Annotated in this window: 17 protein-coding genes and 2 tRNA genes; 13 read left to right on the forward strand and 6 right to left on the reverse strand. The window is 30.1% G+C overall.

The genetic code is table 11. The features are described from left to right. The first annotated feature begins 30 nt into the window (after positions 1-30). The 5 genes from AABJ49_RS11470 to fabD all read left to right on the forward strand — a co-directional run bounded on the left by AABJ49_RS11470 (position 31) and on the right by fabD (position 2,808). Complete coding sequence (locus AABJ49_RS11470; protein ID WP_338378416.1) at positions 31-747, forward strand: pirin family protein; 717 nt, start codon at positions 31-33, stop codon at positions 745-747. 57 nt (positions 748-804) lie between these two features. Then, positions 805-1,089 carry a GNAT family N-acetyltransferase gene (locus tag AABJ49_RS11475; RefSeq protein ID WP_338378417.1) on the forward strand — a complete coding sequence of 95 codons (285 nt, stop codon included), beginning with the start codon at positions 805-807 and terminating at the stop codon, positions 1,087-1,089. A gap of 16 nt (positions 1,090-1,105) precedes the next feature. Further along, positions 1,106-1,339, forward strand: a complete 234-nt coding sequence (locus AABJ49_RS11480) for a (4Fe-4S)-binding protein (RefSeq protein ID WP_338378418.1) — start codon at positions 1,106-1,108, stop codon at positions 1,337-1,339. Then, the gene (locus tag AABJ49_RS11485) at positions 1,332-1,859 is read left to right on the forward strand and encodes an NAD(P)H-dependent oxidoreductase (RefSeq protein ID WP_338378419.1); all 528 of its coding nucleotides are present in this window, start codon (positions 1,332-1,334) and stop codon (positions 1,857-1,859) included. The genes AABJ49_RS11480 and AABJ49_RS11485 overlap by 8 nt, the downstream gene beginning before the upstream one ends. Positions 1,860-1,932: 73 nt before the next feature. Beyond that, a complete protein-coding gene (fabD, locus tag AABJ49_RS11490) occupies positions 1,933-2,808 on the forward strand; it encodes an ACP S-malonyltransferase (protein WP_338378420.1) in 876 nt (291 codons plus the stop codon). A gap of 54 nt (positions 2,809-2,862) precedes the next feature. Here fabD and AABJ49_RS11495 read toward each other — a convergent pair whose 3' ends face one another. After that, the gene (locus AABJ49_RS11495; protein ID WP_338378421.1) at positions 2,863-3,387 is read right to left on the reverse strand and encodes a hypothetical protein; all 525 of its coding nucleotides are present in this window, start codon (positions 3,385-3,387) and stop codon (positions 2,863-2,865) included. Between the two features lie 128 nt (positions 3,388-3,515). Here AABJ49_RS11495 and AABJ49_RS11500 point away from each other — a divergent pair, with 128 nt between their 5' ends. Genes AABJ49_RS11500 through AABJ49_RS11515 form a run of 4 tightly spaced genes read left to right on the forward strand, consistent with a single transcriptional unit; the run spans position 3,516 to position 5,632 of the window. Beyond that, positions 3,516-4,292, forward strand: coding sequence for a HipA family kinase (locus AABJ49_RS11500; protein ID WP_338378422.1), 777 nt, complete (start codon positions 3,516-3,518; stop codon positions 4,290-4,292). After that, positions 4,282-4,665, forward strand: coding sequence for a DUF3037 domain-containing protein (locus tag AABJ49_RS11505; RefSeq protein ID WP_338378423.1), 384 nt, complete (start codon positions 4,282-4,284; stop codon positions 4,663-4,665). Before AABJ49_RS11500 ends, AABJ49_RS11505 begins: the two co-directional genes overlap by 11 nt. Positions 4,666-4,670: 5 nt before the next feature. Next, positions 4,671-5,351: a peptidoglycan DD-metalloendopeptidase family protein gene (locus tag AABJ49_RS11510; protein ID WP_338378424.1), complete on the forward strand. Its 681-nt coding sequence runs from the start codon at positions 4,671-4,673 to the stop codon at positions 5,349-5,351. 50 nt (positions 5,352-5,401) lie between these two features. Next, the gene (locus tag AABJ49_RS11515; RefSeq protein WP_338378425.1) at positions 5,402-5,632 is read left to right on the forward strand and encodes a hypothetical protein; all 231 of its coding nucleotides are present in this window, start codon (positions 5,402-5,404) and stop codon (positions 5,630-5,632) included. Positions 5,633-5,688: 56 nt separating this feature from the next. Here AABJ49_RS11515 and galE read toward each other — a convergent pair whose 3' ends face one another. Then, positions 5,689-6,702, reverse strand: coding sequence for a UDP-glucose 4-epimerase GalE (gene galE / locus AABJ49_RS11520; protein ID WP_338378426.1), 1,014 nt, complete (start codon positions 6,700-6,702; stop codon positions 5,689-5,691). A gap of 44 nt (positions 6,703-6,746) precedes the next feature. After that, the gene (locus AABJ49_RS11525; RefSeq protein WP_338378427.1) at positions 6,747-7,874 is read right to left on the reverse strand and encodes a DegT/DnrJ/EryC1/StrS family aminotransferase; all 1,128 of its coding nucleotides are present in this window, start codon (positions 7,872-7,874) and stop codon (positions 6,747-6,749) included. A 97-nt stretch (positions 7,875-7,971) separates the two neighbouring features. On the opposite strand from AABJ49_RS11525, the gene AABJ49_RS11530 reads away from it, so the two are divergent. The 3 genes from AABJ49_RS11530 (at position 7,972) to AABJ49_RS11540 (ending at position 11,784) form a co-directional block, all read left to right on the forward strand. Beyond that, the gene (locus tag AABJ49_RS11530) at positions 7,972-9,216 is read left to right on the forward strand and encodes a glycosyltransferase N-terminal domain-containing protein (RefSeq protein ID WP_338378428.1); all 1,245 of its coding nucleotides are present in this window, start codon (positions 7,972-7,974) and stop codon (positions 9,214-9,216) included. A gap of 52 nt (positions 9,217-9,268) precedes the next feature. After that, positions 9,269-11,401 carry a S46 family peptidase gene (locus tag AABJ49_RS11535; RefSeq protein WP_338378429.1) on the forward strand — a complete coding sequence of 711 codons (2,133 nt, stop codon included), beginning with the start codon at positions 9,269-9,271 and terminating at the stop codon, positions 11,399-11,401. 158 nt (positions 11,402-11,559) lie between these two features. Next, positions 11,560-11,784, forward strand: coding sequence for a hypothetical protein (locus AABJ49_RS11540; RefSeq protein ID WP_338378430.1), 225 nt, complete (start codon positions 11,560-11,562; stop codon positions 11,782-11,784). A 100-nt stretch (positions 11,785-11,884) separates the two neighbouring features. Here AABJ49_RS11540 and AABJ49_RS11545 read toward each other — a convergent pair whose 3' ends face one another. The 3 genes from AABJ49_RS11545 to AABJ49_RS11555 form a co-directional block, all read right to left on the reverse strand. Next, positions 11,885-12,232: a DUF1508 domain-containing protein gene (locus AABJ49_RS11545; RefSeq protein ID WP_338378431.1), complete on the reverse strand. Its 348-nt coding sequence runs from the start codon at positions 12,230-12,232 to the stop codon at positions 11,885-11,887. A gap of 121 nt (positions 12,233-12,353) precedes the next feature. Further along, positions 12,354-12,439 (reverse strand) — tRNA-Leu (locus AABJ49_RS11550). 35 nt (positions 12,440-12,474) lie between these two features. Beyond that, positions 12,475-12,547, reverse strand: a tRNA-Gly gene (locus tag AABJ49_RS11555). A gap of 323 nt (positions 12,548-12,870) precedes the next feature. Here AABJ49_RS11555 and AABJ49_RS11560 point away from each other — a divergent pair. Beyond that, on the forward strand, positions 12,871-13,569 hold the full coding sequence (locus AABJ49_RS11560) for a GLPGLI family protein (RefSeq protein ID WP_338378432.1): 699 nt from the start codon (positions 12,871-12,873) through the stop codon (positions 13,567-13,569). Positions 13,570-13,614: the final 45 nt, after the last annotated feature.

Consider the following 13,614-nt stretch of genomic DNA (forward strand, 5'->3'; position numbering starts at 1 on the left):
ATATTATAAAATTTATTAAATTTATACGATATGAAAAATACAGTCTTACACAAAGCCAACACAAGAGGCCACGCTGATCATGGTTGGTTGAATGCTTATCACAGTTTTAGTTTTGCCAGTTGGTATAATCCAGATAGAGTTCAATTTGGAGCTTTAAGAGTTTTAAATGATGACACTGTAGCAGCTGGAATGGGTTTTGGAACACATCCACATGATAATATGGAAATCATTACAATTCCGTTAGAAGGTGATTTAGCACATAAAGATAGTATGGGAAATGCTGCAACTATAAAAACTGGAGATGTACAAGTAATGAGTGCTGGAACAGGAATTCAACATTCTGAATTTAACCCTAATCACGATCAACACACTAAATTATTTCAAATTTGGTTGTTTCCAAAAATGAGAAATGTGGAGCCAAGATACCAACAAATCACACTAGATAAATCATTAGAAAAAAACGATTTTGCTCAAATTTTATCACCAAATGCTGATGACGAAGGTGTTTGGATTCATCAAGATGCTTGGTTTTATTTAAGTGATTTTGATGCTGATTTTTCAAAAAAACTTTCCCTTAAAAAAGAAGGAAACGGATTTTATATCATGAATATTGAAGGAAAAATTGAAGTAAATGGTTCAATATTAGAAAAAAGAGATGCAATTGGGATTTGGGATACAACTGAACTAGAAATCAAAGCCATTTCAGCTTCAAAATTTTTAGTAATGGAAGTTCCAATGGAAAATTAATTAAACTTAACCTTTTCTCGTTTTTGAAATGTGGAAAGGTTTCTTTATTTTTAAAGTATGAAAAAAGAAGTAAAATTACAACTAAACGAAAAAAATGGCTTTTTCTACATTGAAATTGATGGAAAAACACAAGCTAAAATGACTTTCGTTTTTGCTGGTGATGATAAAATTATAATTGATCACACAGAAGTTAACGAAGGAAATAACGGTAAAGGTTTTGGTAAAATGATGTTGACAAAAGCTGTTGAATTCGCTAGAGAAAAAAATATAAAAATAATTCCACTTTGTCCGTTTGTAAAGAGTGTGATTAATAAAACCGAAGAATTTCAAGATATTTTATAACCTAAATATTGTAGCTATGCATCAAAAAGACATAACAAAAGAATACACAAACGGTGAAGTTACTGTTGTATGGCAATCTGGAAAATGTACTCATTCTGGAAATTGCGTTAGAAACAACCCTGATGTTTTTCAGCCTAAAGAAAAACCTTGGGTTAAAATTGATGCTTCAAGTTCAGATAAAATTATAGAAACTGTAAATAAATGCCCTTCTGGAGCTTTATCACATTACAAAAACAAAACTAATGACTAAAAAAATTATTGCGTTTGGAGGTTCATCGAGCAAAAAATCAATTAATAAAAAACTAGCAACTTATACATCCAATTTATTTAAAAATGCTTCTGTAGAAATTATCGATTTAAACGATTATGAAATGCCAATATTTTCAGTTGACAAAGAAGAAAAGGGATTTCCTAAAGAAGCTCAAAATTTCCTTGATAAAATTGGAGAAGCTGATTTTCTTGTGGTTTCTTTAGCCGAACACAACGGTGCTTACACGGCTGCTTTTAAAAATATTTTAGATTGGACTTCAAGAATTAATGGAAAAGTTTTTCAAGGAAAAAGAATGCTATTAATGGCAACTTCACCTGGTGCTCGTGGTGGAAAGTCAGTTTTAGAAATGGCAAAGGACAGATTTCCTAGACACGATGCTAATTTAGTAGGCACATTTTCTTTACCAAGTTTTTATGATAATTTTGACGAAGAAAAAGGAATTATTGATGAAGACTTAAATAAAGAATTGTTGGAAATCATTAAATCATTTGATTTATAATAAAAATGTTATTTTTGCAACAGTTTGTGAGTGCTTTTTAACCTCATAACTTTTAAACTTTTAAACTCAAAACATGAAAGCATACGTATTTCCTGGTCAAGGAGCACAATTCTCAGGAATGGGAAAAGATTTATATGAAAATTCGGCATTAGCCAAAGAACTATTTGAAAAAGCAAACGATATTCTAGGTTTTAAAATCACAGACATTATGTTTGAAGGAACTTCCGAAGAATTAAAAGAAACGAAAGTAACACAACCAGCTGTTTTTTTACATTCAGTAATTTTAGCAAAAACATTAGGAGAAGACTTTAAACCAGAAATGGTTGCAGGTCACTCTTTAGGTGAATTTTCTGCTTTAGTTGCTAACGGAGCATTATCTTTTGAAGATGGATTAAAATTAGTTTCAAAACGTGCGTTAGCTATGCAAAAAGCTTGTGAAATTAAACCTTCAACAATGGCTGCTGTTTTAAATCTTGACGATAAAATTGTGGAAGAAATTTGTGCTTCAATTGATGGTGTTGTTGTGGCTGCAAACTATAACTGTCCAGGTCAATTAGTTATTTCTGGAGAATACAAAGCTGTAGAAGAAGCTTGTGAAAAAATGAAAGAAGCTGGAGCAAAAAGAGCTTTAATATTACCTGTTGGTGGAGCATTTCACTCACCAATGATGGAACCGGCTAGAGAAGAATTAGCAGCAGCCATTGAAGCAACAACTTTCTCTACTCCTATTTGTCCGGTTTATCAGAATGTAACGGCAACTGCTGTTTCAGATGCAAACGAAATCAAGAAAAACTTAATTATACAATTGACAGCTCCTGTTAAATGGACACAATCAGTTAATCAAATGATTGCTGATGGTGCTACAAGTTTTACAGAAGTTGGTCCAGGAAAAGTATTAGTTGGATTGGTAAATAAAATTAACCGTGATGTAGAAACTCATTCTGCATAAATTAATCACACAAAATAAAAGCCTTGTAATGAAAATTATGAGGCTTTCTCTTTTTTAAAATATTGGTTTTTCTTTATTTCCAAATGCATCAATAGCATCGGAGCAATTGAGGTAAACATTACAGTTAGGCATTCGTTCCTTTAAGACAAAACCTTTTTCTTCAATGTGTTCTTCATTCTCTTCTGAATCTAGAAACACTTCTTTAAGACTTTGATTGTTTAAAAGTTCACATAAATCAGTTAATGTTATTTTGGTTCTGGTTATGTTTAAACTTTCCAAACCTTTCATTTGATTAAAAAACGGTATACTCACTTTAGTTATGTTGTCATGTTTTCTCAAAAAAAGCATTTTAAGTTCTTTAAATTCAAGCATATATTTAACTGCTTTATCAGTAATTAAAGTGTCTTTTAAATGAACTTCAGTAATTGATTTTACACGTAATGAAAAAAAATAAAAAAAATCATCATCATGATTTCCATCTACTGACCAAATCTGATGCCAATCCTTATAAATCTGTGATGGCTTATCGACATGATAATGTGTTTGCCAAAATTTTTTTTCTTCTTTTGAAAATTTCATGTTTATCAGAATTATTTTTCTTTAAACTTAACTACTAAAAGTAATATATATTTTTATATTTCAAAAATATTTGAATAATCATATTCAAAATTTGAATTAGTTATATTTGTAAAAAGAATGCTCCATTTATGAATTTAGATTTACGCACAGTAAACGTCACAAGATATATAACTCCATTACGAGAAGGTGGTTCTTTACCAGCCTTAGCGGAAGCAGATGATGATTTTAAATACGTTTTGAAATTTAGAGGAGCTGGTCATGGAGTAAAAGCACTAATCGCAGAGTTTTTAGGTGGACAAATTGCAAAATTTCTTGAATTACCAGTTCCTGAGTTAGTTTTCGCTAATTTGGACGAAGCCTTTGGAAGAACAGAAGCTGATGAAGAAATTCAAGATTTATTGAAATTCAGTCAAGGTTTAAATTTGGGCTTACACTTTTTATCAGGAGCTTTGACTTATGATGCAGCAGCCAATGATTGTGATGCTTTTTTAGCTTCAAAAATCGTTTGGTTAGATGCTTTTATCACTAATGTAGATAGAACTTTCAAAAACACCAATTTATTGATTTGGAAAAAAGAACTTTGGTTGATTGATCATGGTGCTTCCTTTTATTTTCATCATTCTTGGACAAATTGGGAAGCAACAGCTAAGACACCATTTGCATTAATTAAAGATCATGTCTTATTACCAAAAGCCAGTAAATTAGTTGAAGTACATCAAGAATTTACTTCCAAATTAAACGATACCATTCTGAAGGAAATAGTCAATCAAATTCCGGAAGATTGGTTGCAATGGGAAGAACAGAACATTTCTCCTTCAGAAATTAAGGAAGTGTATTTTCAATTCTTATCTATCAGATTACAAAACGCTGAACTATTTTTAAAACAAGCTCAAGATGCACGATAAACACTTATATGAATATGCTGTAATTCGTGTTGTACCGAAAGTTGAACGCGAAGAATTTATCAATGTTGGTTTGATGTTGTACTCAAAGCGTCAAAAATATTTGAGAATCAAGTACCATATTCCATCTGAAAAAATAAAAGCTTTCTGCTCTGAATTTGATTTGGATTTGCTTAAAATTAATCTTGATGCATTAGTAAATATTTGCGAAGGAAAAAAAGAAGGTGGACCCATTGCTCAATTTGAAAAAGACGAACGTTTTAGATGGATAAGTGCAATAAAAAGCTCAAGTATTCAAACTTCGAGACCCCATTCAGGTTTTAGTGATGATTTAGATAAAACTTTCGAAAAATTATACAGTGAATTAGTAGAATAAAAAACATGTACAAAAACTTAGAACAGTTACTTCAAGAACAAAAAAATGTAAAAGTTATTGACTCTTCAATTGATTACAAAGATTATGTTACTTTAGATTTGTCTGCGACTCACACAGATCAATTGAATTTAGACCTAACTAATGCGCTAATTTTTGAAGCATTCATAGAAAATCATCTTTCAAAAAACAAGGCTAAAGTTGCCTTTGGTGGTTATTTAGAAACTAGAAATTTATACCGAAGAAGTACCGTTTTTAAAAATGAAATCACTGATGAACGTAACATTCACATTGGACTAGATTTATGGATAAAGGCTGGAACAAGTGTTTTAGCTGCTTTAGATGGAAAAATCCATAGTTTTCAAAACAATACCGCTTTAGGTGATTATGGTCCAACTATAGTTTTAGAACATACAATCGAAAATAGTACATTTTACACATTATATGGTCATTTAGATTTAAACAGTTTAATTGGAAAAGAAGTCGGACAAATTGTAAAAAAAGATGAAGTTATTGCTAAACTTGGAGCTTCACCTATTAATGGAGATTATGCACCTCATTTGCATTTTCAAATTATAAAAGATTTACAAGAAAAAAAAGGAGATTATCCTGGAGTTTGTAGCCAAAAAGAGTTGGAATTTTACTCAAGAAACTGTCCAAATCCAAATTTACTGTTAAAGATTCAATAGATTTTTATATATTTGATTACCAAAAATTTATTAATTCAAAACATTTATTTATGAAAAAAGTAATTTTAGCATTAGCATTTATTTCTACCTTAGCATTTGTTTCTTGTAAAGAATCTACAGAAGACAAAGTAGAAGAAGCAACTGAAGCAGTTGGAAACGACATTGAAACAGCTACAGAAAACGCAGTAGATGCAATTGATTCTACAGCAACTGAAGTTGGAAACGATATTGAAGCTGGTGTAGAAAAAATGGATGATAAAATGGATGAAGCTACAAAGTAATTCTTCCTATTAAAAAACAAAACCCAAATGAAATTCATTTGGGTTTTTTGTTGTTTTTAACTTCTAATTTTTTGCTCCCATTTCCAAGCACTTGCTAAGGCTTCTTCCAGAGAAGATTGTGCTTTCCAGCCTAAAACATTGTTTGCTTTATCCGTATTAGCATAAGCTTCAGTCACATCACCTTCTCTTCTGCCTACAATTTGATAATTTAATTTCTTATTTGAAACCTTTTCAAAAACAGTAATTACTTCCAAAACCGAACTTCCTGTTCCTGTTCCTAAATTGAAGGTTTCTACTTTTTCTAAATTTTTATTGTCCAATAAACGTTTCAAAGCTACAACATGTGCTTTAGCTAAATCCACTACATGAATATAATCTCGAACAGCCGTTCCATCTGAAGTTGGATAATCATCTCCAAAAACAGATAATTTTTCACGTAATCCTATTGCTGTTTGTGTGATAAAAGGTACTAAATTTTGCGGAACACCTAATGGTAATTCACCAATTTCAGCAGTTGGATGTGAACCTATTGGATTAAAGTAACGTAACAATATTGAATTTACATTAGTTACTTTAGCAACATCAGTTATTATTTCTTCACCTATTTGCTTAGTATTACCGTAAGGTGAAATTGCTGGTTGAATAGATGCATTTTCTGTAATTGGCATTTTTTCAGCTTGACCGTAAACCGTACAAGAAGAACTAAATATAAAATTAGCTTCTTTCAATTTTGTCAATTCTTGTAAAACATAAACTAATGCATTGATATTATTTTCATAATATAAAAGAGGATTTTCAACACTTTCTCCAACAGCTTTTGAAGCTGCAAAATGAATCACACCAACCACATCATTATGCCTTTTGAAAAAATCTTGAACAACAGTTTTTTCTCTTAAATCTAACTTTTCAAAAATGGGTTTCTTTCCTGTGATATTGAAAATTCCGTCTAAAACACTTTCGGAAGAATTCGATAAATTATCAATGGCTACTACTTCAAAACCTTCATTTTGTAATTCAACTACTGTGTGAGATCCAATAAAACCTAATCCTCCTGTTACTACTATTTTCATATTCATTTTCCGTGAAAACGGAAATCTTTTTAATTGTTAAACTTTTAAACAAATTCTAAAACCGAATCTGTGATAAACTTAATTTGTTCATCATCCAATTCCGTGTGCATTGGCAAAGCAATTACTTCTTTACACAATTGATTCGTTACCGGAAAATCTTCTTCTTTATATCTTGAATCAGCATATGCTTTTTGACTGTGCAATGGAATTGGATAATAAATTGCACAAGGAATATCTTTACTTTGTAAATGAGCCAACAATCCATCACGTTTTCCATTAATAATTCGGATTACATATTGATGAAACACATGGCAATCACAAGTTTCGCAGATGGTTGGAGCCCAAATGTTAGGATTAACACTCAAAGCAGCAGAATATTTTCTAGCAGCATCTTGACGTGCTTTGTTGTAAGTATCTAAATGAGGTAATTTAGCTTTCAAAACACCAGCTTGCATACTATCTAAACGAGAATTAACTCCAACAACATCATGATGGTACCTTTCATACATTCCATGATTGACAATACCTCTTAAAGTATGAGCCAAAGCATCATCATTTGTGAAAATCGCTCCACCATCACCATAACATCCTAAATTCTTAGAAGGGAAAAATGACGTAGCTCCAACATGACCAATCGTTCCAACTTTAGTTTTAGAACCATCTTTTGAAGTATAATTTGCTCCAATAGCCTGTGCATTGTCTTCAATTACATATAAATTATGCTCTTTTGCAATTTCCATTATAGCATCCATATTGGCTGCACGTCCAAACAAGTGAACCGGAACAATTGCTTTTGTTTTTGGCGTAATAGCTTTTTTAATTGCATCAAGTGAAATATTCATGTTATTCATATCCACATCAACTAAAACAGGAGTTAATTGTAACAAAGCAATAACTTCAACTGTTGCAGCAAAAGTAAAATCAGCCGTAATCACTTCATCACCTGGTTTCAAATCCAATCCCATCATGGCAATTTGCAAAGCATCCGTACCATTAGCACAAGGAATAACATGTTTTACTCCTAAATATTTTTCTAAATCTGCTTGAAATTGGTGAACCAAAGGTCCATTTATATAAGTATTTGTATCTAAAACTTCTTGAATTGAAGCGTTAACTTCGTCTTTTATTTTTTCGTATTGACTTTTAAGGTCAACCATTTGTAGTTTTCTCATTGGAAATAAAATTAAGTGTTACAAAAGTAAGAAATTCTGCCTTACAATTTAAAGTATCACAAAAGAAACGTATTTTTAGCCCATCAAAAAAGAAAGAATGTATTTTATTTATAATTTCATTACGTTTTTAGCATCGCTCATCGTTAAAATTTTAGCTCTTTTTAGCCCTAAAATGAAGCTTTTTGTTGAGGGAAGAAAAACAGTTTTTTCTACTTTACAAAGTAAAATTAGCTTAAATGATAAAACGATTTGGTTTCACGCAGCTTCTTTAGGTGAATATGAACAAGGTTTACCTGTAATCGAAAAAATTAAAGAAAAATATCCTAATCATAAAATTATTGTGACTTTCTTTTCTCCTTCTGGTTATGAAGTTAGAAAAAATAATACTGTTGCAGATGTTACCGTTTATTTACCATTAGATTCAACATCAAATGCTAAAAAATTTATTGAATTAGTTCATCCAGAAATGGTTTTCTTTATTAAATATGAATATTGGCCCAATTACTTGAATGAATTAAAGAAAAAAAATATTAAAACGTATTTAATTTCTGGAATCTTACGAGAAAATCAAGCTTTTTTTAAGTGGTATGGCGGTTTTTATAGAAATGCCTTAAAAACTTTTGACTACTTTTTTGTTCAAAATGAAAATTCAAAAAAATTATTGCAAAGCATAGGATTTACCAATGTGAAAATTTCTGGAGATACAAGATTTGACAGAGTAGTTTCTATTTTAGAAAGAGATAATACATTGGATTTCATTGAAACTTTTAAGGATAACAAAACTACAATCGTTATTGGAAGTTCGTGGCCAAAGGACGAGGAATTATTAGTGAATTATATCAATCAAAGTTCAGATGATTTGAAATTTATCATTGCTCCGCATAACATTCTGCAATCAACAATCGTTAATCTTCAATCTTCAATCAAAAAAAATACAGTTTTGTTTTCTCAAAAAGAAAATCAAAAATTATCAGATTTTAATGTTTTCATAATTGACACCATTGGAATTTTAACCAAAATCTATTCTTACGCAGACATTGCTTATGTTGGTGGTGGCTTTGGAAATCCTGGAATACATAATATTTTAGAACCAGCCACTTTTGGAGTTCCAATTGTAATTGGACCAAATTATTCCCATTTTGCAGAAGCTATAGCTTTAGTTCATCAAGAAGGTTGTGTTTCAATTTCCAATCAAAACGAATTGAATGAAGCTTTGGACAACTTACTTTTCAATGAGGATATTCGTCATGAAAAAGGGCATATTTGTAGCACTTTTGTTCAAATGAATAAAGGGGCAACAAACAGCATCATGAATCACATTCTTAATGAAAACTTAAATTAATTTCAATAAAATACAAAAATCGTAACTTGCAAAACTTATCAAAACAAAACTTATGAAACATATTAAATTACTACTATTACTTTTCGTTATTTCAACACAAGCACAACAAGGTGGCATGTGGATTCCTTCTTTATTAAATGGAATGAACGAAAAAGAAATGAAATCACTTGGCATGAAGATTTCAGCCAAAGATATTTATGATGCCAACAATTCTAGTTTAAAAGATGCTGTTCCTCATTTTAACAATGGTTGTACCTCTGAAGTCATTTCTCCTCAAGGACTAATTTTAACCAATCACCACTGTGGTTATGGAGCTATTCAAAATCATTCTACTGTAGAGCATGATTATCTTCAAGATGGATTTTGGGCTTATAAAATGGAAGAAGAATTACCTAACAAAGGCATGGTAGTAACTTTTGTAGTCAGAATTGAAGATGTAACTTCAAAAATTTTAGAAGGAACAGAAAGTTTGACTGATGAAGCACAAAAACAAAAGAAAATCCAAGAAAATATTTCAAAATATAGTGAATCTTTACCAAAAGAATCATGGCAAGAAAATAGAATTAAAACATTTTATGACGGAAATCAATACCTATTATTTGTAACAGAAACATTCAAAGATATTCGTTTAGTTGGTGCACCACCAAGTTCTATTGGAAAATTTGGTTCTGATACTGACAATTGGGTTTGGCCAAGACATACAGGAGATTTTTCATTGTTCAGAATTTACGCAGACAAAAACAATCGACCAGCAGAATATTCAAAAGATAATGTTCCTTACAAATCAAAGCACTTTTTACCTATTTCAACAAAAGGAATTAAAGAAGACGATTTTACAATGGTAATGGGTTATCCTGGAAGAACACAAGAATATTTACCTTCTTATGCTGTCGAACAAATTATTAATGATTTAAATCCAGCCAAAATTGAAATTCGTGATGCTGCTTTGAAAGTTCAAGATGGTTTCATGCGAAAAGATCAAGCCATCAAAATTCAATATGCTTCCAAATATGCAAGTGTAGCTAATTATTGGAAAAAATGGATTGGTGAGAGTAAAGGATTAAAAAAATCAAATGCTGTTGGAATCAAACAAAAATTTGAAGCTGATTTTAAAAATAGAGTTGCGAAAGCTGGAAAACAAGCTGAATACGGGAATTTACTTTCTGAATTTGAAAAAAATTATGCAGCAATTAAAGATTATGCTGTTGCCAGAGATTATTTTAGTGAAGTTGTTTTAAGAAATACAGAATTATTGAGCTTTGGCTTCAAATTATATCAATTAGAGCAAGTTTATGCTTCTAAAGGAGAACAATCCTTTAACGATAGAAAAAACAATCTAATTACAAGTTTTGAAGATTCTTACAAAGATTTTAACGCACAAGTGGACGAAAAGGTTTTTGAACAGTTAATTCAGTTATATGCAACAAAATCTCCAAAGCAATTTTTACCAAGTTCTTTAGAAAATATTAATCCAACAACTTTGTCTAAAGAAATATATGCAACTTCTAGTTTAACTTCTTATGATAAATTAAAAGAATTATTAAATGGTGATGCAAAATCTGTAATCGAAAAACTTAATAATGATAAAGGATTTCAATTAGTAAAATCATTAGCTGATGCTTATTTTGAAAAAATTGCACCTACTTATAATGAATTGGATTTAAAAAATTCGGCTTTACAAAGAACTTATATGAAAGCCATAGTAGAATTATTTCCAAATGACAGAATTTTCCCAGATGCTAATAGTACTTTACGTGTAACTTATGGAAAAGTGAAAGGTTATGCTCCACAAGATGCTGTTTATTATGAGCCAATAACTTATTTAGAAGGTGTTATGGAAAAATATGTTCCTAATGATTATGAATTTGATGTACCTCAAAAGCTAATTGACTTATATAATAAAAAAGATTATGGTAATTATGCGCAAAATGGGAAACTACCTGTTTGTTTCATTGCCACAAATCATACTACTGGTGGTAACTCTGGAAGTCCTGCAATCGATGCTAAAGGAAACCTTATAGGATTAAACTTTGATAGAGTTTGGGAAGGCACTATGAGTGACATATATTATAGTCCAGATATCTGTAGAAATATTATGGTTGATATTAGATATGTATTATTTATTATTGATAAATATGCAGGTGCCAAGAACATTATTAATGAACTAAAAATCAGTAGTAAATAATTTTAAAATCATATTTTTTTGGCACGAAAATTGTAAATTTCATAAGCGGAATTCAAGGGTAAAAAATATTTTGAAAAAAAAATGAAAAAATATTTTGTCATGTCAAAAATTTTATATCTTTGCTCCGAATTAATAATTAACCTTTTATAATAAAAAAGATGAAAAAAGTTGTATTAAGCTTAGCATTAGTTGCTATGATGTTCGTATCTTGTAAAGAAACTGAAGCTAACACTGAAGAAGCTACTACTGACGCAGTTGAAGCTGTAGAAGCTACTACTGAAGAGGCTGTTGAAGCTGTAGAAGTTGTTGGTGATTCAGCTGCTGCTGCTGTTGAAGGTGCTGCTGAAGTAGCTACTGAAAAAGTAGAAGAAGTTGCTAAGTAATTAGCGCTAACGCAAAAAAATTAAAGCTCCACAATGTGGAGCTTTTTTTTTACCTTTTAAAAACATTTATGAAAGAAAATTTTTATAAAAATTAAAAATATTAATCTTTAAAAATATCTAATTCTAAAGAAAAATCTAAAATTTCAGATAGACTTCCGTATTTAATTATTTCGTTAATACTTTTTTGCATCATCAATTGTGTTGAAAATTTTCTGCTCACTGCAATTTCCTGATTTTCTAAAACAATTTTAAAATAGAATTTTCCTTTTGTAGACTTAAACTGCATAAAAAAACAATCTTCTAATTTTGTCTTTAAGTTTTCTATTTCGTTCTCACATTCAAATCGCAATTCAAAATCTTTACTAATAAAAATAGGTTTTCCTTTTCTAGATACAAACTCGTATTTGTACAGATCACTTATTCTTTTTGTAATGACGAATGTTCCCATAAATAGTTTTAGAAATGAAATAGCAAGCTACTATTTTTAACTTAAAGAAGAAAAGGTTTAAAAAAAAGTAATGAAGATGTTATAAACAAAAAAAGCTCCAAACATAGTTTGAAGCTTTTAGTACTCGAGGCGGGACTTGAACCCGCACGGGCATTACTACCCACTGGATTTTAAGTCCAGCGTGTCTACCAATTCCACCACTCAAGCATTTGGTTTACTGAAAAACCATTGGTATATTTTTGAGCGAAAAACGGGGCTCGAACCCGCGACCTCGACCTTGGCAAGGTCGCGCTCTACCAGCTGAGCTATTTTCGCGTTTAGGATAAACTCAAAAAAAGACTAGATTAAGTAGAACAGAATCACACTCTAAATGAGCCTATTTTCACTTGTTTTGTTTAAGAACTTCGCCATACTTGTTCCGTATTGCGAGTGCAAATATAGAATATATTTTTATTACTACAAGGACTTTAATCAAAAAAAAAAAAACTTTTTTATAACCTTTTGATAACTATATAATTGGTTTTTAAAATTATTATTAAATTTTACTTAAAAAATATAAACAAATTATTTTGAAGCATATTTCTTCTTTATTTTTGTTTGAATAGTAAAATAATAACACAAATATTTAATTAAAAAATATGAAAAAACTAGTTTTAATAACTATCATAATTTCATTTTACAGTCACATTTTAAAAGCTCAAACAATAAGCGGTTATTATATCAAGCAAATGAAGGGTGGCGTTGGTGATGACAGTAAGTTATCGGAAAATGCTCAGATTCCTGAAATATATGAGTACATGTTTTCTAACAACAAATCATCTCTTATAAAATTAACAAAAGGAGGTACCGTAATTGACACTTTAAAAAATGATCTTAATGGATATGAAATAGATAATAAAGTCATAGAAACTACTATCAAAATGTCTGACTATGAATTAACAAAAAATTTATCATCGAAAACATTTAAAAACAAATATTGTTTAAAAAATAAAGAATACTATATTAATGACTCTTTACCAACATTTATTTGGAACATCTCAAATGATACTAAAATTATAAATGGGTTTATATGTAAAAAAGCAACTACCACTCATATTTCATTTGGATATAAACTTCCAATAACCGCATGGTTTTGTGAACAAATACCAATAAAAGATGGGCCTTTTCATTTTCACAACCTACCTGGTTTTATATTTGAATTAACATCAAAAAATTATTTTACAATAGAATTTATTTATTTTAAGTATGACGAAAATAAATCAACAGAAGTAATGGACATAGAAACAGATATCAAACCTCAAACAATAAAAGAATTAGAAAAAAATTGGAAAGAATAATTTATATTATCCGTCCTGCAAAAAATCAATACAAAAAGAACTTAA

Origin of the sequence: uncultured Flavobacterium sp. (assembly GCF_963922255.1) — a bacterium.
Taxonomy (GTDB): domain Bacteria; phylum Bacteroidota; class Bacteroidia; order Flavobacteriales; family Flavobacteriaceae; genus Flavobacterium.

Bases quoted from the DNA above. Each gene is read 5' to 3' on its own strand.
- AABJ49_RS11470 (WP_338378416.1), top strand. From the start codon at position 31: ATGAAAAATACAGTCTTACACAAAGCCAACACAAGAGGCCACGCTGAT.
- AABJ49_RS11475 (WP_338378417.1), top strand. From the start codon at position 805: ATGAAAAAAGAAGTAAAATTACAACTAAACGAAAAAAATGGCTTTTTC.
- AABJ49_RS11480 (WP_338378418.1), top strand. From the start codon at position 1,106: ATGCATCAAAAAGACATAACAAAAGAATACACAAACGGTGAAGTTACT.
- AABJ49_RS11485 (WP_338378419.1), top strand. From the start codon at position 1,332: ATGACTAAAAAAATTATTGCGTTTGGAGGTTCATCGAGCAAAAAATCA.
- fabD (WP_338378420.1), top strand. From the start codon at position 1,933: ATGAAAGCATACGTATTTCCTGGTCAAGGAGCACAATTCTCAGGAATG.
- AABJ49_RS11495 (WP_338378421.1), bottom strand. From the start codon at position 3,387: ATGAAATTTTCAAAAGAAGAAAAAAAATTTTGGCAAACACATTATCAT.
- AABJ49_RS11500 (WP_338378422.1), top strand. From the start codon at position 3,516: ATGAATTTAGATTTACGCACAGTAAACGTCACAAGATATATAACTCCA.
- AABJ49_RS11505 (WP_338378423.1), top strand. From the start codon at position 4,282: ATGCACGATAAACACTTATATGAATATGCTGTAATTCGTGTTGTACCG.
- AABJ49_RS11510 (WP_338378424.1), top strand. From the start codon at position 4,671: ATGTACAAAAACTTAGAACAGTTACTTCAAGAACAAAAAAATGTAAAA.
- AABJ49_RS11515 (WP_338378425.1), top strand. From the start codon at position 5,402: ATGAAAAAAGTAATTTTAGCATTAGCATTTATTTCTACCTTAGCATTT.
- galE (WP_338378426.1), bottom strand. From the start codon at position 6,702: ATGAAAATAGTAGTAACAGGAGGATTAGGTTTTATTGGATCTCACACA.
- AABJ49_RS11525 (WP_338378427.1), bottom strand. From the start codon at position 7,874: ATGAGAAAACTACAAATGGTTGACCTTAAAAGTCAATACGAAAAAATA.
- AABJ49_RS11530 (WP_338378428.1), top strand. From the start codon at position 7,972: ATGTATTTTATTTATAATTTCATTACGTTTTTAGCATCGCTCATCGTT.
- AABJ49_RS11535 (WP_338378429.1), top strand. From the start codon at position 9,269: ATGAAACATATTAAATTACTACTATTACTTTTCGTTATTTCAACACAA.
- AABJ49_RS11540 (WP_338378430.1), top strand. From the start codon at position 11,560: ATGAAAAAAGTTGTATTAAGCTTAGCATTAGTTGCTATGATGTTCGTA.
- AABJ49_RS11545 (WP_338378431.1), bottom strand. From the start codon at position 12,232: ATGGGAACATTCGTCATTACAAAAAGAATAAGTGATCTGTACAAATAC.
- AABJ49_RS11560 (WP_338378432.1), top strand. From the start codon at position 12,871: ATGAAAAAACTAGTTTTAATAACTATCATAATTTCATTTTACAGTCAC.